Source organism: Desulfomicrobium norvegicum (genome assembly GCF_900114595.1).
Taxonomy (GTDB): domain Bacteria; phylum Desulfobacterota; class Desulfovibrionia; order Desulfovibrionales; family Desulfomicrobiaceae; genus Desulfomicrobium; species Desulfomicrobium macestii.
Map to the genome: position 1 here is coordinate 219,121 of NZ_FOTO01000006.1, position 22,598 is coordinate 241,718.

General features: G+C 58.4%; 19 protein-coding genes. 16 read left to right on the forward strand and 3 right to left on the reverse strand.

What is annotated here, in order from left to right; translation table 11 throughout:
- The first annotated feature begins 302 nt into the window (after nucleotides 1–302).
- The 16 genes from BMZ24_RS11185 (at nucleotide 303) to BMZ24_RS11260 (ending at nucleotide 20,586) form a co-directional block, all read left to right on the forward strand.
- Complete coding sequence (locus BMZ24_RS11185; RefSeq protein WP_092192284.1) at nucleotides 303–899, forward strand: paraquat-inducible protein A; 597 nt, start codon at nucleotides 303–305, stop codon at nucleotides 897–899.
- Entirely contained in the window at nucleotides 896–1,528 is a 633-nt protein-coding gene (locus BMZ24_RS11190) for a paraquat-inducible protein A (RefSeq protein ID WP_092192286.1), read from the forward strand. The genes BMZ24_RS11185 and BMZ24_RS11190 overlap by 4 nt, the downstream gene beginning before the upstream one ends.
- A complete protein-coding gene (locus tag BMZ24_RS11195; protein ID WP_092192288.1) occupies nucleotides 1,525–3,153 on the forward strand; it encodes a PqiB family protein in 1,629 nt (542 codons plus the stop codon). Before BMZ24_RS11190 ends, BMZ24_RS11195 begins: the two co-directional genes overlap by 4 nt.
- A complete protein-coding gene (locus BMZ24_RS11200; protein ID WP_092192290.1) occupies nucleotides 3,146–3,748 on the forward strand; it encodes a PqiC family protein in 603 nt (200 codons plus the stop codon). The genes BMZ24_RS11195 and BMZ24_RS11200 overlap by 8 nt, the downstream gene beginning before the upstream one ends.
- 94 nt (nucleotides 3,749–3,842) lie before the next feature.
- Nucleotides 3,843–7,262 carry a mechanosensitive ion channel domain-containing protein gene (locus BMZ24_RS11205; protein ID WP_161949128.1) on the forward strand — a complete coding sequence of 1,140 codons (3,420 nt, stop codon included), beginning with the start codon at nucleotides 3,843–3,845 and terminating at the stop codon, nucleotides 7,260–7,262.
- 605 nt (nucleotides 7,263–7,867) lie between these two features.
- Nucleotides 7,868–9,790, forward strand: coding sequence for a sigma 54-interacting transcriptional regulator (locus BMZ24_RS11210; RefSeq protein WP_092192294.1), 1,923 nt, complete (start codon nucleotides 7,868–7,870; stop codon nucleotides 9,788–9,790).
- 170 nt (nucleotides 9,791–9,960) lie between these two features.
- The gene (locus BMZ24_RS11215; protein WP_092192296.1) at nucleotides 9,961–10,299 is read left to right on the forward strand and encodes an antibiotic biosynthesis monooxygenase; all 339 of its coding nucleotides are present in this window, start codon (nucleotides 9,961–9,963) and stop codon (nucleotides 10,297–10,299) included.
- 70 nt (nucleotides 10,300–10,369) lie between these two features.
- The gene (locus BMZ24_RS11220) at nucleotides 10,370–10,927 is read left to right on the forward strand and encodes a lipid-binding SYLF domain-containing protein (protein WP_092192298.1); all 558 of its coding nucleotides are present in this window, start codon (nucleotides 10,370–10,372) and stop codon (nucleotides 10,925–10,927) included.
- Nucleotides 10,928–10,999: 72 nt separating this feature from the next.
- Nucleotides 11,000–11,497, forward strand: a complete 498-nt coding sequence (locus BMZ24_RS11225; protein WP_244150341.1) for a glycine zipper domain-containing protein — start codon at nucleotides 11,000–11,002, stop codon at nucleotides 11,495–11,497.
- 95 nt (nucleotides 11,498–11,592) lie between these two features.
- On the forward strand, nucleotides 11,593–12,270 hold the full coding sequence (locus BMZ24_RS11230; protein ID WP_092192300.1) for a DUF3313 domain-containing protein: 678 nt from the start codon (nucleotides 11,593–11,595) through the stop codon (nucleotides 12,268–12,270).
- A 91-nt stretch (nucleotides 12,271–12,361) separates the two neighbouring features.
- The gene (locus tag BMZ24_RS11235; RefSeq protein ID WP_161949129.1) at nucleotides 12,362–13,615 is read left to right on the forward strand and encodes an OmpP1/FadL family transporter; all 1,254 of its coding nucleotides are present in this window, start codon (nucleotides 12,362–12,364) and stop codon (nucleotides 13,613–13,615) included.
- Nucleotides 13,616–13,630: 15 nt separating this feature from the next.
- Nucleotides 13,631–14,458 carry a transporter gene (locus tag BMZ24_RS11240; protein WP_167364141.1) on the forward strand — a complete coding sequence of 276 codons (828 nt, stop codon included), beginning with the start codon at nucleotides 13,631–13,633 and terminating at the stop codon, nucleotides 14,456–14,458.
- Nucleotides 14,459–14,576: 118 nt separating this feature from the next.
- Nucleotides 14,577–15,077, forward strand: coding sequence for a hypothetical protein (locus BMZ24_RS11245; RefSeq protein WP_092192304.1), 501 nt, complete (start codon nucleotides 14,577–14,579; stop codon nucleotides 15,075–15,077).
- Between the two features lie 324 nt (nucleotides 15,078–15,401).
- Nucleotides 15,402–16,820: a DUF1254 domain-containing protein gene (locus BMZ24_RS11250; RefSeq protein ID WP_092192306.1), complete on the forward strand. Its 1,419-nt coding sequence runs from the start codon at nucleotides 15,402–15,404 to the stop codon at nucleotides 16,818–16,820.
- A 74-nt stretch (nucleotides 16,821–16,894) separates the two neighbouring features.
- Nucleotides 16,895–18,157 (forward strand): anaerobic sulfatase maturase, encoded by a 1,263-nt coding sequence (locus BMZ24_RS11255; RefSeq protein ID WP_244150342.1) that lies wholly within the window; start codon nucleotides 16,895–16,897, stop codon nucleotides 18,155–18,157.
- A gap of 41 nt (nucleotides 18,158–18,198) precedes the next feature.
- Nucleotides 18,199–20,586, forward strand: a complete 2,388-nt coding sequence (locus BMZ24_RS11260) for an arylsulfatase (RefSeq protein WP_208599839.1) — start codon at nucleotides 18,199–18,201, stop codon at nucleotides 20,584–20,586.
- Nucleotides 20,587–20,962: 376 nt separating this feature from the next.
- Here BMZ24_RS11260 and BMZ24_RS11265 read toward each other — a convergent pair whose 3' ends face one another.
- The 3 genes from BMZ24_RS11265 to BMZ24_RS11275 are packed head-to-tail and all read right to left on the reverse strand — an operon-like array spanning nucleotide 20,963 to nucleotide 22,476.
- The gene (locus BMZ24_RS11265; RefSeq protein ID WP_092192310.1) at nucleotides 20,963–21,448 is read right to left on the reverse strand and encodes a single-stranded DNA-binding protein; all 486 of its coding nucleotides are present in this window, start codon (nucleotides 21,446–21,448) and stop codon (nucleotides 20,963–20,965) included.
- A 27-nt stretch (nucleotides 21,449–21,475) separates the two neighbouring features.
- Entirely contained in the window at nucleotides 21,476–21,826 is a 351-nt protein-coding gene (locus BMZ24_RS11270) for a type II toxin-antitoxin system RelE/ParE family toxin (protein ID WP_092192312.1), read from the reverse strand.
- The gene (locus BMZ24_RS11275) at nucleotides 21,826–22,476 is read right to left on the reverse strand and encodes a biotin/lipoyl attachment domain-containing protein (RefSeq protein WP_092192313.1); all 651 of its coding nucleotides are present in this window, start codon (nucleotides 22,474–22,476) and stop codon (nucleotides 21,826–21,828) included. Before BMZ24_RS11275 ends, BMZ24_RS11270 begins: the two co-directional genes overlap by 1 nt.
- Nucleotides 22,477–22,598 lie beyond the last annotated feature (122 nt).

The window sequence follows — 22,598 nt, forward strand, 5'->3', positions numbered from 1 at the left end:
ATATGTTCTGCGGGGCAAGATCTTGCGAAGGCATTTTCCGAAGCGGCTTCGCGGTTGTCGCGGAGCCTTCAGAAATTTTCCCGGACGCATCCGTCCCGGCGACCAGTTGTCAGCCCAAGCTGGTCCTCGGCCAGAAGATCTCGATGGTTTTCACGAATCTGGAAGAGGACGCGTTCGCGCCCCAGTCCCTCCTAATATGATCCGGGACCTCATGCCGCGCCACGGACATGATGTCAGCGGGCCACGGACATTGTTTCCCAACCGACCGTTCCTTCTTGGACGGGCCAAAAACAAGAGTTGAAATGCGGATTCTCGCCTGCCACGATTGTGATCTCCTGACGCGCCTCCCGGACCGGGCAGGGGCCGTGTCCCTGTGCCCGCGCTGCGGCGCCGTGCTGCACAGACACCGGCCAGACAGCATCGACCGCCCCCTGGCGCTGGCCTTTAGTGCCCTGGTCCTTTTCCTCGTCGCCCTGTCCAATCCCTTCCTGGCCATGAAGAGCGGCGGCTTCGTGCAGGAGACGACGCTGCTGACCGGCATCATCGAGCTCTGGAAGCAGCACCTTTACGGCCTCGGCGGGCTGGTGATGCTGACCTGCGTGGTCATTCCCCTGGCCCAGTTCATGGGGCTGCTGTACATTCTTGGCCCCCTCAAGGCCGGTTTTCGGGCCCCGGGTTCCATCGCCATCTTCCGCGCCATCGGGCACCTCAACTCCTGGTCCATGATGGAGGTCTTTCTCATCGGCATCCTGGTGGCCCTGGTCAAGCTGGCCAAGATGGCCACCATCATCCCGGGCATCGCCGTCTTCGCTCTGGGACTGCTGACGGTCATCACCATTGCGGCCATGGCCTCCCTCGATCCGCCCCTGATCTGGGAGCACCTGGAGCATGAGCGATGAACGCCCAGAGAACGACCGCCCTGAAGGTCGGGCTGATCAGTTGCCACGACTGCCATCTGCTCGTCAGCGCCGCGTCCCTGCCGCCGGGCCATCCCCGCTGCCCCCGCTGCGGGGCCGCCCTGCACGCCCGCAAGCCCGGCAGCATCACTCGGGCCTGGGCCTTCCTGCTGGCCGCGGCCATCATGTACATCCCGGCCAATCTCCTGCCCATGACCGTGACCTATGCCCTGGGCACAGTCCAGTCGGACACCATCATAAGCGGCGTGATCTACTTCATCCACAGCGGTTCGTGGGAGATCGCGATCGTCATTTTCGTCGCCAGCATTTTCGTCCCCATGGCCAAGCTCGCCATCATGACCTTCCTGCTGCTGAGCGTGCAACTGCGCCTGCGCTGGCGCCCCCGGGACCGCACCGTCCTCTACCGTGTCACGGAGGTGGTGGGCCGCTGGTCCATGGTCGACGTCTATGTGGTCACCATCCTGGTGGGTCTGGTCAAACTCGGCGGTGTGGCCAGCATCGAGGCCGGGCCGGCCGCCGTATTTTTCGCCTGCGTGGTCGTGCTGACCATGTTGGCAGCGGAGAGTTTCGATCCCCGCATCATTTGGGATGTCATCGAGGAGGATTCATGACGGACAGTTCAGAAGCCCAGACCCTGGCGGCCCCGGCCGAGGTCAGGAAAAAGGGCGGCATATCGCTGGTGTGGATCGTCCCCATCGTGGCGCTGCTGGTCGGAGGGTGGCTCGTGTTCAAGGCCATGAGCGAGAAGGGTCCCGTGGTGACCATGACCTTCTCCACGGCCGAGGGGCTCGAAGCCGGCAAGACCAAGATCAAGTTCAAGGATGTCGTGGTCGGACAGGTCGAGGACATACGGGTTGGGGATGATCTCACGCATGTCGTGGTCACGGCCGAACTGGTCAAGGACTACGCGCGGTTCCTGAACGACAAGACCCGCTTCTGGGTGGCTCGCGCCCAGATCCGCGGCGGCACGGCTTCGGGCCTGAGCACGCTCCTGTCCGGGGCTTACATCGGCATCGATCCTGCCCTTGGCGGCCAGCCCACCACCAGTTTTGCCGGCCTCGAAGTGCCGCCGGTCATAACTTCCGGGCTGCCCGGACGGCATTTCTGGTTGAAGGCCAAGCACCTTGGTTCCCTGAACGTCGGCGTGCCGGTCTACTACCGCCAGATCCAGGTCGGCCAGGTGGTCAGCTACGGCTTCGCGCCCGACGGGCAGACCGTCGACGTGCAGGTCTTCGTCGGGGCCCCCCATGACGCCAAGGTCACGAAGAACACGCGCTTCTGGAACGCCAGCGGGCTCGACGTCTCCCTGTCGGCCGAAGGCCTCAAGATCGACACGGAGTCCCTCATATCCATCATCTCCGGCGGTCTCGCCTTTGACGTCCCGGATGGGCTGGAGCCTGGAGAGGTGGCCGGGGAGAACTCCGTCTTCAACCTCTACCCCAACCGGGAGAGCATCCAGGAAAAAAGCTATTCCGTGCGCAGAAAATGGATGGTCTATTTCGATCAGTCGGTTCGGGGCCTGAGCCCGGGCGCTCCGGTGGAAATCTACGGGATCAAGATCGGCGAGGTGACCGACATAGACCTGGTGTACGACGAAAAGATGAAGGATTTGCGGGTGCCCGTGGTGCTGTCCATCGAGCCCGAGCGCATCGCCAACGTGCTGAAGGCCGTGTCCGATCGGCAGGGCGGGCAGAGCGAGCCGCTGCTCAGGTGGTTCGTGGAGGAGCGCAATCTCAGGGCGCAGCTCAAGACCGGCAACCTGCTGACGGGACAAATGCTTGTCGACCTCGGATTCTATCCTGAAGAGCCGAAGGCTCAACTGGCCCACGAAAACGGAATGCCGGTCATTCCCAGCATGGGCGGGTCCATCGAACAGATCCAGGAGAGCATCGCGCGCATAACCCGCAGCCTGGAAAAGGTCCCCTTCGAGAAGATCGGCAAAAGCCTCGATCAGCTGCTGAGGGAGAGTTCCGTGACCGTCAGGGAAGCCGGCACCTTCGTCCGCAGGCTCGACGGCGAGACGGCCCCGATGCTGCAGTCGAGCCTCGGCGCGCTGCAGGGGACCCTGGAGGAGCTGCAGCGGACCCTGGGCAAGGATTCTCCCCTGAACTACAATCTGAAGAAGACTCTCGAAGAGCTGACCCTGACCCTGCGCTCCCTGCGGGAACTGTCCACGGCCATCGAGAACCAGCCGCAGTCGCTTCTGTTCGGCAAAGGAGAAAAGAAGGATGAATAACCTCATGAGACGCGCGTCCCTGCTCGGTCTGACACTGTTGCTGCTGTCGGGCTGCGCCGGGCATGTGACGACGACCTCCTATTACAGCCTCTATGCGCCTCAGGCCGGAGCAGCGTTGAATGTTCAGGCTGACGGCGGCCTGGCCGTCAGCGTCGGTCCCGTGACCGTGCCCGACATCCTGAAGCAGACGCGCATCGCCACCGGCGGGGAGGGAGGACGCTTCGATCTGGCCGAATACCACCGCTGGAGCGGCGAGGTCGACCGGGAAATGTCCCGGGCCCTGGCCGAACAGCTGTCCCGGCGGCTCGGCACGGAGAACGTGTCCATCTTTCCCTGGGACCAGCACTTTGCCCCCAGGTTCCGCGTTTTGGCGGACGTTTTGAACATGGGCGGCGTCCTCGGAAGCGAGGCGAACCTGAGCGTGCGCTGGGCCGTCCTGGACGCCGAGAGAAATGGCGAGCCGGTCATTCGCCGTTCGGACCTGAGCGAGCGTCTGACGGCCCCTGACCACTCCGCCTGGGTCGCGGCCCAGCAGCGCAACATCGAGAAGCTTGGCGGGGTCATCGCGGAAACGATCCTGTCGCTCAGTCGCTGATGCGAGAGGCTGTCGCGGGCCGTGCGTCGCCAGTGATGCAAACATGCAGGCGGGAGGGGGAAGCCGATTCTTCCTGCCCGGTCAGGAGCGCCGAATGAGCAAGCTTATGGAGATCATTCCGATTCGGCTGGTCCTGCCTTTCATCCTCGCATTCCTTCTGGCGGGCGCCAGACCAGCTGTATGCGCAGTCGGGATGTCCGTGGACACCTCCATCTCCCTGACGACCGACATGCTCAAGGCGGAGATCGACGATGTCCTGAAGGCGGACGACCTTGACGACGCCACGAAAGCCACGCTGCTCAATGACTACCGCAACGCCCTGTCAAACCTCGAAAAAGCGGTCGACTTCGATGCTCGGACCGAACAACTCGCGGAGTCGGTCAAGGCGGCCCCGGCGGAAATTTCAAGGGTCAAGGAAGACATCTCCAAGCAGGCAAAGAAGGGCCCGCAGGACCCTGAAGTCATGGCCGGCTCCCTGCCGCTCAAAGAGGCGGAACAACTGCTGCTCAAGGCCAAGGCTGAAAATGCGGCTGTCGATGACCTCGCCAGGTCTTTGAACGAAAAATTCCGTGAACAGAGTGAACGTCCAGCGATCATCAACCAGCGTCTCGCCGTGATCAAGGAGTCCGAGGCGGAATTGCTTGCCGGTCGGGGGGCTCCGGTTTCGCCGTCCGATCCTTTCAGCGTCGAGAAGGCGGAGGACTGGCTGTGGCAATCGCGGGTGCTGGTTTTGCGCAGCGAAGCAAGGATGCTGGGCCAGGAGTTGCAAAGCCTGCCGATGCTGCAGGAATTGACGAACGTCCGGCGGCAGGAGGCTGAAGCCCGTCTGCAGGACACCCGCATGCGAGTGCAGGGGCTGGAGACAATCACCGGCAGAAAGCGCCAGGAGGAGGCCGCCGCGAGCGTTGTCCAGGCCACGGAGGCGGTGAGGCAGGTCGAGGACAGCTCACCCTTGCTGCGGCAGGTTGCGGCCGACAGTGCAAAGTTGAGCCATGATCTGCAGGAAGTGACCAGCGCGCTGGAAAACCTCGAAACGAAAAAGAAGACCATCGATCAGGAATTGGAAAAGCTCGAGGAAGATTTTCGGCTCATCAAACAAAAGATCGAACTGGCGGGTGCGAGCCAGGCTCTGGGATTTATGCTGCATGAGCAGCGACGGACGCTGGTCACGGCGAAGTCCCTGGGGAACCTTATGGCCGAAACCGAGGACTCCATCGCCAGGGCGGGATTGCTGCGGATGCAGCATGAAGAGGAGTCGGCGCGTCTCAAGGACATCGACGAATATATGGCCGATCTTGTGTCCGCCTCGCCGCGGGAGGAGGAACCGGTCTCCGAACCCGAATTGCGCAGGCTGCTCGAGTCCCGGAAGAAGCTCTTGGAGAAAATCGCCCACTTCGATCAACTCCATTTCACCAGGCTGTCGGAGCTTGAGATTGCATACCATGCGTATTTGAACACCCTGGAGTCCTATAACCAGTTCCTGAATGAGAGGCTTCTCTGGGTCCGCAGCACCCCGTTCATGGGATTCAAGGACATCGCGCAACTTCCTTCCGAGATTGAGGCCCTGTTCGCGTCGGGACAATGGATCAACAGTTTCAATTTGCTTTTCACCAACGCGCAGTCCTGGCCTCTGATCATCCTGACATGCCTGATGGTGGCGATGCTCCGCTACCGCAAAAAGAGCGTGGTTTCTCTTCTCGAGAATACCGTGGCCCAGGCCGACAACCCTGACACCTACCATTTTGTTCTTCCTCTCAAGGCGTTCGGGATGACCATGCTGCTTGTCCTGCAATGGCCGCTGCTGCTCTTCGTCCTTGGCTTGGAGATGGATGACCTGCAGAGGACCACGCCGTTCACCCAGACCATGGGCACGGGACTGATGATCCTGTCTTGGTACTACGCCTGCATGGGCATACTTCGCGGTCTGCTGATGCCCAAAGGGCTGGCGGACTGTTTTTTCCACTGGCCGCAGGAGATCATCACGCTGCTGCGACGGGAAACCGGAAGGCTGATTGTCGTCATGCCGCCACTTGTCTTCGTCAGCCGGCTGGCAATCTTCGGATCGCTGCAGACGACCGGAAACGCGGGGCTCGGGCGGCTGACGCTGATAGCCGCCCTGGGTTCCCTGACGGTTTTCCTGTATCGGGTCCTGCACCCCGAAAAAGGGGTGTGGCAACATGCCCTGCACAAATATCCGAAGCGTCTGTGGGCACGTTTCTATCCGGTTCTTTTTGCGATCATAGTGTCCTTCCCGGTGATCATGAGCGGTCTGATCATTGTCGGTTACGTCTTCACGGTAGGCACCTTGATACGTTGTTTTTTTTACAGCATGTGGGTTGTGCTGGGCCTGGCCTTCTGCCACCAGATTGCTGAGCGCTGGCTGATTCAATCCATGCGCAGGGCTTCTTCCGGAAAGGGGCAGGACGGGGCCACTCCACATCAAGACCAGGCCAGCGACGGTGCCCCGGGACCGCCCGACACGGATCAGGATCCCGATGCCGACACGGCCGAACTTCCGGGAAGCCGCATATTCCTGAACGTGATGACGGCCGTGGCGCTGCTTTTCGGACTGTGGCTGGTTTGGGAAGATGTCTTTCCGGCCTTGCGGGTTTTCAACCAGTTCACCCTGTGGAGCTACTCCTCCGTTGTCGAAGGACAGCCTACGAGCGTGCAGGTGACTCTGGGCAGCCTCGGGCTGGCCGCTTTCATCGGTTTCGTGACCTGGATGGCGACACGTTATCTGCCCGACCTTATCAGGATGTTCCTGCGCAGTCAGTTCGATCTGTCACAGGGCGGATTGTACACGATAACCACCCTCTCGGGATACGTCATCAGCGTGATCGGGAGCCTCATCGTTGTCGGCATCCTCGGGTTCAAATGGTCGCAGATCCAGTGGCTGGTGGCCGCCCTGGGCGTTGGCATCGGCTTCGGTCTGCAGGAGATCGTGGCCAACTTCATCAGCGGCCTGATCATCCTTTTCGAACGTCCCATCCGGGTCGGCGACATCGTCACCGTCGGCAACACCGACGGCGTGGTGACCCGCATCCGCATCCGGGCCACCACCATCCGCGACTTCGACCGCAAGGAACTCCTCGTGCCCAACAAGGAGTTCATCTCCGGCCAGCTCCTGAACTGGTCCCTGTCCGATCCGGTCACCCGCATCGTCGTGCCCGTGGGCGTGGCCTACGGCAGCGACGTGCAGCGGGCCATGGACCTGATGATCAAGGCTGCGCGGGAAAGCAAGTTCGTCCTCAAGAGACCCAAACCCATGGTCACCTTCGAAAGCTTCGGGGACAACAGCCTGCTGCTGCAGCTCCGCTGCTTCATCGGCTCCGTGGAAGACCGGCTGCTGGCCATCAGCGACCTGCATCTTTCCATCGACAGGAAATTCCGCGAGGCGCAGATCTCCATCGCCTTCCCCCAGCGCGACGTACATATCGACACGACCAGGCCACTGGAGATCAGGGTATCGCGGAAAAAAAAGCAGGTGGAAGGCGACGGTTCCGGTGAGTGACAGATTCTGGACACAAGAGAGAACCATCGATGATCGTTGTCGAAAAGCCAGGCGCATCGCCATCGAAATTCGCTAACGCATCAATCCAGGCGCAAGGTATCTCAAAGATGTGCTTGTTATACGGCGAATCATTCAACAGGAGCGGAGACGGGAAGCAGGTCTGAGGCTTTTTCGTGGACGTGGAACCTTGGAAGTTCCACCTGCTTGAAGTGCTGGCGGATTCGAATTGTCCGGAAGAAAGGGGCCTCTTTCTTGAGTTCACTGATCCGGGCGGTTCCGCAAGGAACCGCCCGGATTTCATTTTTGGGTTTTTCCTGCGGCCCCAAGCTTGTGATCGAAAGCGATATTCATGCCAGTTGCCGCAGACGGGGTCGAGGCATGCATGGCACCATGTCCGTAGGGGCATATGGTGCGATGCATGCAAGCCAGGTTGCCGACGCGGCATGGATCAGAAAATACCGTATCCAAAAAAGACGATATTTCGAATCACAAGCGGAATGGCGTCCCGCAAGTCTGAAGTAACGTTTCCGAAATTCTTGCATACGAGGCTGATTTCTGGGATTGGTTTAAAGTTGCTGAGAATTTCTGATACATGCGAGTACGAAATGGATGACATAGTCGAATTGCAAAAACTCACGTCCTCGATTTCCGCCTCCATGGTCATGGCATCGGAGGAATCTCTCGATGCGGAGATCTTGAATGCGCTGGAGAGGATTTTTGCGTTTCTGGAAGTGGACCGGGGTGGTTTGCTTGAAGTATCCGGCGATTCGCAGACTGTCCGCGTTTCGCACGTCTGGTACGGCAAGAGGGCAGTCCTGGTGTCCCAGGAAGTGAATTTCGCCGAACTCTTCCCCTGGGCGTATGATCATATCGTCCACCAGAGGCGTATACTGAAAATGACCCGAACCGACGAACTGCCGCCGGAAGCCCAGACCGATCGAACCTCCTTCATGGCCCTGGGGGACAAGTCGACGCTGTCCATACCCATTGTCATAGGTACGAGAGTGCATCACATTTTCACCATCGATTCGATGCGGGTCGAGCGAGATTGGCCCGAAGAGGTTGTCACCCAGATTCGGCTACTGGGAGAGATGTTCGTTTCGGCCCTGCAGCGCCGGGAAATGGAGGTTGCACTGCGGAGGACCATGGGCAGACTCGATCTCGCGGCGAATTCCGCCGGGGCCGGCCTCTGGGAGCTCGACCCGGTTACGGGCGATTTGTGGGCTACGGCCAAGGCCAAGGAACATTTCGGCCTTCCACCCGAGATGGATCTGACATTGCAGAGGCTGCTGGAGGAGATTCACCCCGAGGACAGGGAGCTCATTCTGGAGCGTATCGAAGAGGCGCGCCGATCTTGCGAAGACCTTAGAGTCGAGTACCGCGTCAGGAGCGATGACGGCACCTGGCGATGGCTGATTTCCCGGGGAAGAAGCCAGGGGGGAGGGATCGGGCAACCCGGGAAGATTCTCGGCGTGACCCTGGATGTCACGCAGCGGAGGCAGCTGGAGCAGAAGCTTCAGGAAAAGGTCGGCGAGATAGAACGGTTGCGGAAGCAGCTGGAACTGGAAAACCAGTATCTGCGCAACGAGGCCGGCGCAAAGGGGGAGCTGGGCGAAATCCTCGGAAAAAGCAAGGCCATGCGGACCGTCGGCACAATGATCAGGCAGGTGGCCCGAACCGGGAGCACGGTGCTGCTGCAGGGCGAGACCGGCACGGGAAAGACCCTTGTGGCACATGCCATCCACAACATGAGCGACAGGGGACGGCGCGTCATGGTCAAGGTCAATTGCGCCGCCTTGCCCGGTCCTCTGGTTGAGAGCGAGCTGTTCGGACGGGAGAAAGGGGCCTTCACCGGTGCCCTGAGCCAGCAGCCCGGGCGCTTCGAAATTGCCGATGGCTCCACTCTTTTTCTCGATGAGGTAGCCGAAATGTCCCTGGAAACGCAGGCCAAGCTGCTTCGCGTTCTGCAGGACGGGGAGTTCGAGCGCCTCGGAAGCTCGAAAACCATCAAGGTTGACGTGCGTATCATAGCGGCCAGCAACAAGGTTCTTGCCAAGGAGGTCGAAGCCGGTCGTTTTCGCAGCGACCTCTACTACCGGCTGAACATTTTTCCCATCCTTGTTCCACCCCTGCGCGAACGCCCCGACGACATCCCGCAACTTGTCTGGGAGTTCGTCCAGGAATTCGGTGAACGCATGGGCAAGCAAATCCGCCGCATCGCCCAGAAAGACATGCAATTGCTCATGACCTACTCCTGGCCCGGCAACATCCGTGAACTGCGCAATGTCATCGAACATTCCCTCATCATCAGCCCCGGTGAAGTTTTGGTTTTGCAGCGCTTGATCTCCAGTTCCGAGAACTTTGATGCGGCTGAATCTCTTGAAGAGCTTGAACGCCGGCACATTCAGGCCGTCCTCAAGGCGACTCACGGCAGGATCAAAGGCGCTGGCGGCGCGGCAGAGAGATTGGCAATCAACCCATCTACCCTCTATTCCCGCATGCGCAAACTCGGCATCCCCTCCAAGTAATTCTGATCCCGGGACGATATTTCGCCCGCAGGGTCAGATATCACCTTCCCCTTGAATGATTGTTTCCCCACAGCCCTACTTCCCCTCCCTTTATTACAAATATATTCAGCGTGTTGCATGAAGGCAAAGCCAACTTATCCGTTGGTGCGCTTATTGTAATAAAAGCAATAATGATCCTCTCTCAAATCAAAATATATCCAGCTCAGGGATATGCTGCGAGCATCATCGACGTGCTTCAATCGGTGCAGGTGCTGCTTGCGTCCGTGTCCGACTGCCTTCACGCGTCTGTTTCCATCGAGAGCGGTGAGAACGAGGCCATTCTCTATTTGGAGAAATGGCGTACATGTGAATCATTTGATGAACACCTCCGCTCCAACGCCTACACGAGGATACTTGAGGCGCTGGAATTGTCATGCAGAAGTCCGGAGGTGAGTTTCTTTGACGGGTTGGAAGTGGGAAGCTTGGAGATAGTCGAAATGGCAAGATCTCTTTCGCCTGAGGACGATTGACCCAAATCGAGCTCTTCCGGACATCCGGAATGGATCAAATCATAAAATATTTATTTTCCGGAGGTTACGTATGCACTTCATTATTCGTTGCGCTGCGAGTTTTGTATTCATGTCGCTTCTTTCCATCACCCTCGCGGTGCAGCCATCCAGTGCCAAGAGCGCGGCTGAAATCAACCAAGAGGTCGATCAGGCGCTGAACAATCTTTACGCGACCTCACCTGCCGCGCGCGACTTGTCCAAGATTGCCAAGGCAATTCTGGTTTTTCCGGGTATCATCAAGGGCGGCTTCATCGTGGGCGGACAGTATGGCGAAGGTGCATTGGTCAAGGACGGTAAAAAGACGGCGTACTACAACACTGTCGCAGCTTCCTACGGTCTGCAGGCAGGATTGCAAAAATTCGGCTATGCCCTGTTTTTCACCGACGAGGCATCGCTCAAGTACCTTGAGAACAGCGACGGTTGGGAACTGGGTGTTGGGCCGACCATAGTCATTGTCGACGAGGGGCTGGCGCGCAATCTCTCCACTTCCACGGCCAAGGAAGGGATCTACGCCTTCTTTTTCGACCAGAAGGGACTCATGGCGGGACTCGGTATTCAAGGCACCAAGGTCACCAGGATCAAACCGTAAAAAGTCTCGGCCCCGGGCGCATTGGAGCATCGGATATATTGGAATCAATTTGCTAACCGCAGGATATCAGACATGTCAGATGCCAAATCAGGTTCGATTTGTGTTTTCGTGGCCGCAATTCTGCTGCTCGGTTGCGCCCCTGTCATGGCCCAGCAGTTTGTCTACCCGCAAAAGGGTCAGAGCGCCGAGCAGCAGAAAACAGACGAGTACGAATGCCACACTTGGGCCGTGCAGCAGACCAGCTATGACCCCACTAACGCGGCGCAGGCGGCTCCGGCGCAACCTGCGCAGACAAGCGCCGGCGCCCAACCGGGTTCCGGGCTTCGCGGGGCGGCCAGAGGCGCCGTGGTTGGTGGGTTGATCGGGGCTATCAGTGACGATGCGGGAAAGGGTGCGGGCATCGGGGCAGTCGCCGGTGGGGTGGCCGGCAGGTCTCAAAGCCGCAGACAGCAGGCGCAGCAACAGGCACAGAGTCAGCAGCAGGCTTCAGCAAAACAGCAAGGACAACAGGACGCCTATCTGCGTGCCAAAGCGACCTGCCTGGAAGCAAAGGGCTACTCGGTCAAGTGAGTTTGGATTCAAATTTCTACAAGCGTTTTACGCGAAGGTCGTGGCCGTTTCTCTTTCACATTTTATTTAAAAATCAATAAAAAAAAGGAGCTTATGTGAAAAAATTTCTTGTTGTCATCGCACTGTTGTCGTTATGCGCGTGCGCCGGAACCGGCAAAAACACGTCGACTGATTTCAATCCCGCCGACCACTTTCTGGGCACCGACTACAACCTGCTGCAGGCCAAACCTGAGCTCAAAGGCGCTCTTGGATGGCGCAGCCCCGAATTCATGGCTGAGAAGTATACGGCCCTTTACATCGAACCCGTAGTATTGTGGCACGGCGAAGACATGGCCAAAGAATCCGGACTTTCTCTGGAGGATCTGGAATTGCTGGCCACGTATTTTCATGACGTGCTGTCCAAGGTTCCCGATGGCCAAAAGCTCGCTCTGGCCGCTCAGCCTGGACCCGGCGTCATCATCGTGCAGGCGGCGGTAACCGAGGTCGAGGCCAGCAACCCGGTGTCCAATGCCCTGACCTCTGTCATTCCTGTCGGCATCCTGCTCTCCGCCGGCAAGCAGGCCTTAACCGGACAGGCCATGGGCGTTGGCAAGTGCGCGGTGGAAGTAAAATTTATCGACTCCAAGACAGGCGAAAAGCTTGCCCTCTTTGCCGAAACCAAGGTCGGCAAGAAGTACAGCACCGACGGATTCACCAAGACCGGCCAGACCGAGGAAGCCATGGGCGAATGGGCCGCCCTGCTGAAGGAACGCATAGACGTCTTGTGGAAATAGTCACTCATGCATGAATCCGATATCCGGGTTCGCCCGGATATCGGCACAGGATTCTGAGAACCGAACGATCCCTGACCGACGAGGACTGCATATGAAACGGGTTTTTGCATTCGCTGCGTTGATGGCATGTCTCGCCCAGACGGCTTATGCCGGGGGGCTTTATCTTTATGAGACTGGCATTCCCGACGTATCCACCGCCTTTGCCGGTCTGGCTGCCCGGGCTGAAGACGCATCCACTGCCTTCAGCAACCCGGCTGGCATGACTCGCCTGTCGGGCACGCAGATGCTGGTCGGCATCCAGCCCCTGATCATCGAAGCTGAGTTTGATCCCGGCTCGGGAACAACTGCGGGCGGAGGTGACGGAGGCAACGCCGGCGGGGTCATGCCGGCGGGAGGTTCATATTTTGTGTTCGACACCAGCGAAAAATGCAAGATCGGACTTTCCCTCAATTCCTTCGCCGGTCTCGGCCTTGACTATGACGACGACTGGGCTGGGCGCTATTACGTCCAGAACACGGTGCTGACGACCTTCGCGTTGAGTCCTTCCATCGGGTTCAAGATCTCGGACAAGCTATCCCTCGGGGCGGCTGTTCATTTCGTGTACGGGAGCACAGAAACCAAGGTCGCGGTCAACAATATTTTGCCCGCCCTTCCGGACGGCTCCATGAAAATCGAAGACTCCACCTTCGGCATCGGCGGGAGGCTGGGCGTGCTGGTCGAACCACGCAGCGACCTGCGCATCGGCCTCGTCTACCAGACCCCCATCCAGCTCGATTTCAGCGACTCTCCGGACTTTGACAACCTTGGCCCCGGGCTGGCCTTTCTGGCTCCGCGCGCCCTCGACACTATCGACATGAGCATGACCTTGCCCCAGCAGGTCATGGCCTCGGTCATGTTTCAGGCCACGGACAAGCTCGACCTGATGGCCAATGTCGGCTGGCAGGACTGGTCCGAGTTCGGCCAGGACATCGTCAGCGTGCATACTGCGGGACAAAGAGAGCTGACAACGAACATCGACTATGACGACACATGGCACTTCGCGGTGGGCACCCGTTACGCTTTGACGCCGCAGTGGCGTGTTTCCGCCGGCGTTGCCTACGACTCGTCCATGGCCGACGACGACGCGCGCAGCCCGACCCTGCCCGTGGACCGTACCTGGCGATATGCCGGTGGTGTGCACTATGTCTGGAGCGAAGATCTGAACCTGGATCTGGGCTACGAGTACATCGACACCGGCAAGGCAGAAATCGACGTGGAACGCGGCCCCCTTGCAGGCAGACTGCAGGGCGACTACGCCCCCAACGCCATCCACGTCATCAACCTGTCCATCGCATACAGATTCTAACCGCAAGGAAGCATCATGCTGGGAATTACTCTGCGGAAGTTGTGTCTGTCGGCTTTTATGACGGCATTACTTGCGATTATTGGCCCGATTGCCGGCATCTGCCAAGATGTCGATCAGGCCACAGAACTGGCCAAGAAGCTGGCCAATCCGGTGGCCAGCCTGATCAGCGTGCCGCTGCAGTTCAACTATGACGAAAACTACGGGCTCAATGACGACGGGGAGAAATATTTCATCAACGTCCAGCCGGTCATTCCCTTTGCCCTGAGCGAAGACTGGAACCTCATCTCGCGCACCATCCTGCCGCTCGTTCATTTGAGCGACATCCCACCCGGCAATGACGAGACGGGTCTGGGCGACATCACCCAGAGCCTCTTCTTTTCACCCTCTCAGCCCTCCAGCGGTGGGATCATCTGGGGCGTGGGTCCCGTTCTCCTGTTGCCCACGGCCACTGACGAACTGCTCGGTTCCGAGAAATGGGGGGCCGGGCCCACGGCGGTTGTCCTAAAACAGACAGGGCCGTGGACGATCGGGTTCCTCGGAAACCATGTCTGGTCTTTCGCTGGTGAGGACGACCGTACCGATATCAACGCGTCGTACATGCAGCCTTTTCTGGCCTACGTCACCAAGACGCACACCACGTTCAACCTGAATACGGAATCCGTATATGACTGGGAAGCCGAGCAGTGGTCCGTGCCGCTCAATTTCCAGGTCAGCCAGTTGCTCAAGATCGGCGGCCAGCCGATCTCCATTGGCGCAGGTGTACGCTACTGGGCCGAGTCGCCTGACGCGGGGCCGGAAGACTGGGGCGGGCGCCTCTTTTTGACGTTTCTGTTCCCGAAATAGGCGAGGGCCAAAAAAACGTAAAATGGCACATAACTGAAGCATCTTTTGGACACCAATCAGTATTTCTTGATGTTGCGCAGGACAATCTAAAGCCAAGCAGAAATCACCGGAGCGAGAAATGCGCAGAATTTTGGCGATAGTAGCAAAGGAGATACGAGAAGCCTTGCCGGCGACGATCTTTTTTCTGCTCTTGTTTCACCTGATCGGCCTCACCAAGGCCGTAGTGCTTGACGAATACAGTTTAAGTGCCCTCCGCGCCATGGGCGCGACTATGGGTGCGCTGATAGTGGCGAAAGCGGTTCTCGTCGTGGAGGCACTGTCGATCGCGCGTCTCTTCTCTGGCAGGCGGATATCCAACATACTCTGGAGGACACTGTTGTATGGCGCGTTGACACTAATTTTCCGGTTTGTGGAAGAATTTATTCCTCTGGTGTCGAAACATGGAGAAATTGTATCAGCCATAAGAGGCATGATAGGCGAGGTTTCTTGGCCTCTGTTTGCAGTCTTGTCGCTCTGGATATTCAGCGGTCTGTTTTTCTACACTCTTGTGAGTGACATGGTAAAGATGGTCGAACCGAACAAGATCAAGGATGCCCTCTTCAGTCGATTGAACAGTTAAAGATGAGCTACTGAAAATGCACAACAATTCAGCAAGCAGAACCTGCTTCGAGTCTTGGCGTAATTCAGGCACAAAATGATAAGTTACAAATGTTCGCAAAACTCTAAAATATAATTCTAAAATTGCATTAAAAAACAAAATCAATGCATAATAAATTATTTTTTAGAAAAATTTAAATTGGTTATAATGGCATCCTCTCAATAGATCATGATTTTTTGGATAGTCTGAAAACCGTACAACTATTTGTTCCCAAGCTAATGAAACCTCCTCCAGACAGTCGGGGGATGCCGGGCAACAAATCAAGGGCAGAAAAGGAGAAAACACATGAAACGAAACCCAATCCTGAACCGATTGCCGATCCTCATCGTCTGGGCGGTGTTGTTTTGTACTGCCTTTCCGGCACACGCGCAGGCGCTGACTCCTTCGGAAGCAAAGACCATCGCCGAGGAAGTCTACATTTACGGCTACCCATTGATCACCATGGAGATGACCCGGCGCGTCATGACGAATGTCTCCGAAGTGAAAGGCACAAGGGGGCCCATGGGGCACTTGACCAGGATACGTGCCTATCCGACAGCCGATTTCAAGGATGTCACAGCGCCCAACGCTGACACCCTGTACTCCACTGCGTGGATTGATGTGGCCAAAGAACCGTGGGTTTTGAGCTTGCCCGATGCTCACGACCGTTACTTTCTCTTTCCGATGCTCAGCGGTTGGACCGATGTCTTTCAGGTGCCCGGCAAGCGCACTACGGGAACCGGTCCACAGACATACGCCATCACGGGTCCCGGCTGGGAGGGCACGCTTCCGGCGGGGGTCACGGAATACAAGTCACCGACGGGAATAGTCTGGATCCTCGGGCGCATCTACTGCACCGGCACGACGGAAGACTACGCCGCCGTGCACAAGATGCAGGATGAAATCACCCTTGTTCCTCTGAGTTCCTACGGAAAACCCTACGCCCCGCCAGCGGGCGAAGTTGATCCTCAGATCGATATGAAGACAGCGGTGCGTGACCAGGTGAACGGCTTTGACACCGCTGCGTATTTCAATCTGCTCGCGATGCTCATGAAGGACAACCCGCCTGCCGAGGCCGATGCCCCGATGGTTGCGAAGATGGCCAAGCTCGGTATCGCTCCCGGTCAGCCTTTCGAATTCGACAAGCTCGATCCCGCCGTGCAGACAGCGCTCAAGGATGTGCCCAAGGAAAGCTTCGGGAAGATCATGGCCCACTTCAAAACGGCCGGTAAGCACGAGAACGGCTGGCTCTTCACCACAGGGACCGGAGTCTATGGGACTGATTATCTGGGGCGTGCGCTCATTACCGCCATCGGCCTTGGAGCCAATCGTCCGCAGGACGCGGTATATCCGACTTCGGAAACCGATGCCGATGGTAATCCCTACTCCGGTGACAACAAATACGTGATGCACTTCGCGAAAGGCGAGCTGCCGCCGGTCAATGGCTTCTGGTCGCTGACGATGTATAATGCCGAATACTTCTTCTACGACAACGAGCTCAACCGCTATACGCTCAGCGCCCGCAACGATCTGAAGCCAAATGCGGATGGCTCGATAGATCTCTACCTGCAGCACGAAAATCCGGGTCCCGAGAAGGAATCCAACTGGCTGCCTGCTCCGGCCGGAAAATTCATTCCCATGCTGCGCCTTTACTGGCCAAAAGAAACACCGCCTTCAATCATTGACGGCACATGGAAGATTCCAGCTGTGCGCAAGGTGAAGTGAACAAGTCAGAATCAATGCATAAACCAGAGATGTTACCCCCTGCTCCGCCAGCGCTGACGCCGGGGGTACATCTCATGGCCAAGCCTGCCGGACCGGACTGCAACCTCCGCTGCGCCTATTGCTTTTATCTCGAAAAGGACGCGCTTTTTCCTGGTGTGAAGCGGCCGCGCATGACGGACGAAGTTCTGGAAGCCTATGTGCGCCAGACCGCCGCGGCCAACCTGGGCACCCCGGGGGGGCTGCTCTTCAGCTGGCAGGGCGGCGAGCCCACGCTCATGGGGTTGCCTTTCTTTCGCAGGGCCGTGGAATTGGAGCGAAAATACTCTGAAGGGCAAACCGTTGCCAACACCCTGCAGACCAACGGTACCCTGCTGACCGACGAATGGTGCGAGTTCCTGGCCCAAAACGGATTCCTGGTGGGCCTCAGCCTGGACGGCCCGGACTTCGTGCACGACCGCCATCGGCGGGACGCCGCCGGCAGGGGCACCTTCGAGCGGGTTCTGCGGGCTCTGAAGCTCATGCAAAAGCATGGCGTGGAGTACAACATCATGGCCACGGTCAGCCGCGAGAGCGCCGGTCAGCCGCGTGAGATCTACTCATTCTTCAAGGCCCAGGGCGTACGCCACGTCCAGTTCTCGCCCATCGTGGAGCGTGAGCCAGGCCCGCGGGCGAGACAGCTCGGGTTGCATCTCGCCCTGCCGCCAACGCCGGGCGAGGGAGGAACGCCGAAGGTCACTCCCTGGACCGTCGATCCGGAGGACTTCGGGGATTTTTTGATCACCATTTTCGACGAATGGGTCCGTCGCGACGTGGGCACCATGTTCATCATGAACTTCGAATGGGCCCTGGCCAGCGCCCTCGGCGAGGAGGGGGCGGTCTGCACCATGGCCCGCCATTGCGGCAACGCCTGCATCGTCGAACACAACGGGGACATCTATTCCTGCGACCATTTCGTCTACCCGGAATTCAAGCTCGGGAACATTCTGACGGGCGACGTCACCGCCCTGGTTTCGTCTCCAAGGCAGCTCGAATGGGGCCGCAAAAAGGAATCCGGACTTCCAGCGCAGTGCCTGCAATGCCCCGTCGGCCGGGTCTGCCGTGGCGGGTGCCAGAAGCACAGATTCGCCGCTACGGAGACCGGGGAAGCTGGCCTCAATTATCTCTGTGCCGGATATTTGAAGTATTACAGGCATATCGGAAAATTCATGGCCGGCTTCAAAAAGCTGATCGAACTGGATCTTGCGCCCGAGCGAATCATGGGGGCCATCGACGCGCCGCTTCTGATTCCGGCCTCGGAAAAGTCGGGAAAACAGCCTGTATTGTTGTGGATTCGCTGATTGCGACTAGATTTCGCCCATTTGAAACAAAGGAGAACAGTATGACTGGAACACAAAGCAGAGCGCTGTCCGTCATTGGCAGTCTGGGCATGACGCTGGCAGCGTTCTTCGCGCAGCAACCCACAGTGGCACAGGCGCAGCAGGCGTCCGAGAATCTTGATCGCTCGGTCCTGCCCATCCCGGAACCAAAACGCCCGATTTACACAGAACTGGACGTGCGGAAAGCCACGGCACCGCCACGCTTCACAGTGACTCCGCCGCAGGGCGCGCCCAACGTGGTTGTCGTGCTCCTCGATGATCTCGGCTTTGCCGGAACCAGCGCCTTCGGCGGGCCCATCGACACGCCCAACTTCGACCGCATCGCCGGTGAAGGCGTTTATTACAACAATTTCCACACCACGGCAGTGTCCTCGCCCACGCGCGCGGCCCTCAAGAGCGGACGCAACCATCATGTCTGCAACATGGGCGCCATCATCGAGACGGGCACGACCTTTCCCGGCAACACCGGCCAGATCCCCAACGAGGTCGCGCCGGTGGCCGAGATGCTGCGCCTGAACGGCTACAGCACCGGCGCTTTCGGCAAATGGCACGAGACTGCGGCGTGGGAGGCCAGCATATCCGGCCCCTTGGACCGCTGGCCGACCCGTCAGGGCTTCGACAAGTTCTACGGCTTCCTGGGCGGCGAGACCAACCAGTGGGCACCGTTCATCTATGATGGCACCCATCCCGTGGAATTGCCTGCGGATCCGAACTACCACTTCATGACCGACATGACGAACCAGGCCGTGTCCTGGATCAAATATCAGAAGGCCCTGACCCCGGACAAACCGTTCTTCGTCTATTTCGCTCCGGGCGCCGTGCATGCCCCGCACCATGTGCCCAAGGAATGGATCGCCAAATGGAAGGGCAAGTTCGACCAGGGATGGGATGTGCTGCGCGAGCAGATCCTGGCCCGCCAGATAGAGCGCGGCATCGTACCCAAGGGCACGAAGCTCGCACCCAAGCCCGAGGCGATTCCGGACTGGAATACCCTCTCGGCTGACGAAAAGCGGCTTTTCACCCGCCAGGCCGAAGTCTTCGCTGCTTTTCTGGCCATGACCGATTATGAGATCGGCCGGATCATCCAGGCCATCGAAGAGACGGGACAGCTCGACAACACGATGCTTGTCTTCGTTTACGGCGACAACGGCACCAGCGCCGAGGGCGGACGCAGCGGCATGTTCAGCGAAATGACGTATTTCAACGGCGTGCAGGAAACCGTTCCGGACATGCTCAAATTCCTGGACAAATGGGGCGGACCCGAGACCTACCCGCACATGGCGGCAGGCTGGGCCGTGGCCCTCGACACGCCCTACCAGTGGACGAAGCAGGTTGCCTCGGATCACGGCGGCACCAAGGTCGGCATGGCCATCCGGTGGCCCGGAGGCATCAAGGCCAAGGGCGAACTGCGTACCCAGTTCCACCATGTCATCGACGTGGCTCCGACCATACTCGAAGCAGCAGGACTGCCCGAGCCCAAGAGCGTGAATGGCGTCGAGCAGCGGCCCATGGACGGGGTGAGCATGGCCTATACCTTCGACGACGCCAAAGCCAAGGACCAACACACGATCCAGTACTTCGAAATGTTCGGAAACAGAGGCATTTATCAAGACGGCTGGTTCGCCCGCACCATTCACCGGGCACCGTGGGAAGCCAAGCCGCGCCGCGGTCTCACTGAAGACATATGGGAACTGTACGACACGCGTACCGATTTCAGTCTCGTCAATGACCTGTCGGCCGAGCATCCGGACAAGCTTAAAGACCTGCAGGCGCTTTTCCTGGCTGAGGCATCGAAAAATCACGCACTGCCCATTGACGACCGCGTCTTCGAGAGGGTGAATGCGGAACTGGTGGGCCGTCCGGACCTGATGGCCGGGCGCACGTCCATCACCCTTGCCGAGGGCATGACGGGAATGACCGAAAACGTGTTCCTGAACATCAAGAACAAATCCAAGACCATCACCGCCGAGATCGAAGTGCCCGAAGGCCTGGATGCCAACGGCATCGTCATGGTCCAGGGAGGACGTTTCGGGGGCTGGGCCCTGTACGTGAAAGACGGAATCCCGGCCTATGACTACAACTTCCTGGGCTTGGAGCGATCCACAATCTCCGGCACCGAAAAACTGAAAGCGGGCAAGGCGACTCTGCGGTTCGAGTTCGCCTATGATGGCGGCGGACTGGCCAAGGGTGGCCTCGGCACGCTCTACGTAAACGATGTCAAGGTCGGTGAAGGCCGCATCGAACGCACCCAACCGATGATCTTCTCGGCCGACGAAACGGCCGACGTGGGCATCGACCTGGCAACCCCGGTGGTCGAGGTCATCGGAGCCGAAGCCAAATCCCGCTTCAACGGGCGCATCCCCAACGTGACGGTGGAGATAAGACCGTAAACCCGGCGAAAAGATCGACGTCAGAGAGCCAAGCACCCTCCGCGTTCAGACAAAGGCACAGACGGATTAGGCCAAAAAGACGATTAAGGAAGGATCGGGGTAACCCGGTCCTTCCTTTTATATACAAGATGACGTATCGGGCCACTCTTGTTTACATTTTGCTTGGTAAGCGGCAGGCACGGCGCTCCATTACTATCCGAAAGCGCCAAAAATAATAAAAAGATTTCATATCATACTGTTACTCTTTCTCCCAAAGGGGTTCAAACTCAGATTCCAAGAACCCCCAACAGCCTATCAAAAAGTGCCAACAATAAAAAAAGTGGAGTCATTTCAGTGACTCCACTCCTATTATTTCCATTCTATAAAACGATACTCGTCAAAACGGCGCGTCATCCATCCCGCTGGCCTCGGAGGGGAAAGCCGGGCCCATGTCGTCATCGTAGCCGGCGTTACCGCCGCCGCCCTGCTGGGGTGCGGCCTGGGGGCGTTGCTGGTATTGCGGGGCCTGGGCGTAGCCGCCTTCGGGCTGGCGGGAATCGAGTCCCTGCACGCGGTCGGCCTTGATTTCCGTGGTGTATTTCTCCACGCCGTCCTTGTCTGTCCACTTGCGGGTCTCGATCTTGCCCTCAATGTAGACCAGGCGGCCCTTGGAAAGATAGTTGCCGCAGAATTCAGCCTGCTTGCCCCAGACCACGATGCGGTGCCATTCGGTCTTTTCGACCTTCTGCCCGTCCTTGCCCGTGTATGTTTCATCCGTGGCAATGGAAAAATTGGCCACCGGCTGCCCTGACGGAGTGTAGCGCATCTCCGGATCACGGCCCAAACGGCCGATCAGGATTGCTTTATTCAGACTACCTGCCATGTCGTCTCCTCGTGTATGTTGATTCGGTCATGGATTGGCCACCAGCCTTTCCAGCTCGCCAAGCCCCTCTTCGATCCGGTCGGAGGCCTGATTGGCGGCCTGCGGATTCCAGTCGGCAAGATGCCGCTGCAACTCCTCCACCTCCTTCACGACCTTGGGAAGTCCCGAGGCCAAAACCTTGCTGATGGCCTCGGCAATGACTCCGAACTGATACAGGTCATCAAGGGCCCTGACAAGCTCAAGCACCCCTGCCATCTCGTAGGGAAATCCGGGCTTGGTCTCTTCGAAGGCCAGGCTCCACAGCCGTGGCCAGGCCTTACGGACATCTTCCTCGCTGTAGGTGTAGGCGTACACTCGAACTTGCAGGACCTTGCCCATCAGTCTCTCTCCTCCCAGTCGCTCTGCACGCGGCTGACGACCTCCTGGATCTGGCCAAGCTGGTCTTCGGGACAGACTCCGATGAGCGGGCTGTCCCGGTCCACGGAGTCGTTGGTCTCGAAATAGACGGCATAGATGATGCCGTCCGGGCCGCTGTACCGGATCGAGGTCTCGCGCTTCATGCGCGAGAGGATGAAAAGCTCCATCCCGTCCTTTATGTGCACGCTCTGGCTGCCCTTGGTCTTGATCTTGATGTCCACGTCGGGGAAGAAATAATACTTACCCTTCTCCGGGGCCAGAAACAGGGACAGGGAGCGGCGCAGGATGCGGGCGATGACCTCTTCGCGGGTCAGGTAATGACGGATGGTCATGAGCTCCTGACCGGCCTGCACGAACTGGCCGTTTTCGATCTCGCCCAGAGACATGACCTCGCCCTTCTGCGGGGCGAACAGAGGTTTCTTGACATTCTCGCGCTCCATCCGGACCAGCAGGGTCCCGGGGACCTCCTTCCAAGTGCCGCTGGGGCCCACGACCCGCACTCCAGGCTCCTTGGCCACGAATTCCACTTTTCCGCTATGGGGAGCCCTGATGGAGATCTTCTCGTAAGGTTCCTCGCGCAGCTCCCGCAACAATTCTTTAACGTCAATCACTGATGACTCCTAACTGACTGAAAAATTCAAAATTCGCAGACCGTTCAAAAATGGTGAGATGCAAGGTAGCGAAAAAATCCAGGACGCGCGGTGTATTGCGCATACATGAGCGGTCTGGATTT

Bases quoted from the DNA above. Each gene is read 5' to 3' on its own strand.
- BMZ24_RS11220 (WP_092192298.1), top strand. From the start codon at position 10,370: ATGCACTTCATTATTCGTTGCGCTGCGAGTTTTGTATTCATGTCGCTT.
- BMZ24_RS11250 (WP_092192306.1), top strand. From the start codon at position 15,402: ATGAAACGAAACCCAATCCTGAACCGATTGCCGATCCTCATCGTCTGG.
- BMZ24_RS11210 (WP_092192294.1), top strand. From the start codon at position 7,868: ATGGATGACATAGTCGAATTGCAAAAACTCACGTCCTCGATTTCCGCC.
- BMZ24_RS11225 (WP_244150341.1), top strand. From the start codon at position 11,000: ATGTCAGATGCCAAATCAGGTTCGATTTGTGTTTTCGTGGCCGCAATT.
- BMZ24_RS11245 (WP_092192304.1), top strand. From the start codon at position 14,577: ATGCGCAGAATTTTGGCGATAGTAGCAAAGGAGATACGAGAAGCCTTG.
- BMZ24_RS11215 (WP_092192296.1), top strand. From the start codon at position 9,961: ATGATCCTCTCTCAAATCAAAATATATCCAGCTCAGGGATATGCTGCG.
- BMZ24_RS11195 (WP_092192288.1), top strand. From the start codon at position 1,525: ATGACGGACAGTTCAGAAGCCCAGACCCTGGCGGCCCCGGCCGAGGTC.
- BMZ24_RS11255 (WP_244150342.1), top strand. From the start codon at position 16,895: ATGGCCAAGCCTGCCGGACCGGACTGCAACCTCCGCTGCGCCTATTGC.
- BMZ24_RS11235 (WP_161949129.1), top strand. From the start codon at position 12,362: ATGAAACGGGTTTTTGCATTCGCTGCGTTGATGGCATGTCTCGCCCAG.
- BMZ24_RS11185 (WP_092192284.1), top strand. From the start codon at position 303: ATGCGGATTCTCGCCTGCCACGATTGTGATCTCCTGACGCGCCTCCCG.
- BMZ24_RS11270 (WP_092192312.1), bottom strand. From the start codon at position 21,826: ATGGGCAAGGTCCTGCAAGTTCGAGTGTACGCCTACACCTACAGCGAG.
- BMZ24_RS11265 (WP_092192310.1), bottom strand. From the start codon at position 21,448: ATGGCAGGTAGTCTGAATAAAGCAATCCTGATCGGCCGTTTGGGCCGT.
- BMZ24_RS11240 (WP_167364141.1), top strand. From the start codon at position 13,631: ATGCTGGGAATTACTCTGCGGAAGTTGTGTCTGTCGGCTTTTATGACG.
- BMZ24_RS11200 (WP_092192290.1), top strand. From the start codon at position 3,146: ATGAATAACCTCATGAGACGCGCGTCCCTGCTCGGTCTGACACTGTTG.
- BMZ24_RS11190 (WP_092192286.1), top strand. From the start codon at position 896: ATGAACGCCCAGAGAACGACCGCCCTGAAGGTCGGGCTGATCAGTTGC.
- BMZ24_RS11260 (WP_208599839.1), top strand. From the start codon at position 18,199: ATGACTGGAACACAAAGCAGAGCGCTGTCCGTCATTGGCAGTCTGGGC.
- BMZ24_RS11205 (WP_161949128.1), top strand. From the start codon at position 3,843: ATGAGCAAGCTTATGGAGATCATTCCGATTCGGCTGGTCCTGCCTTTC.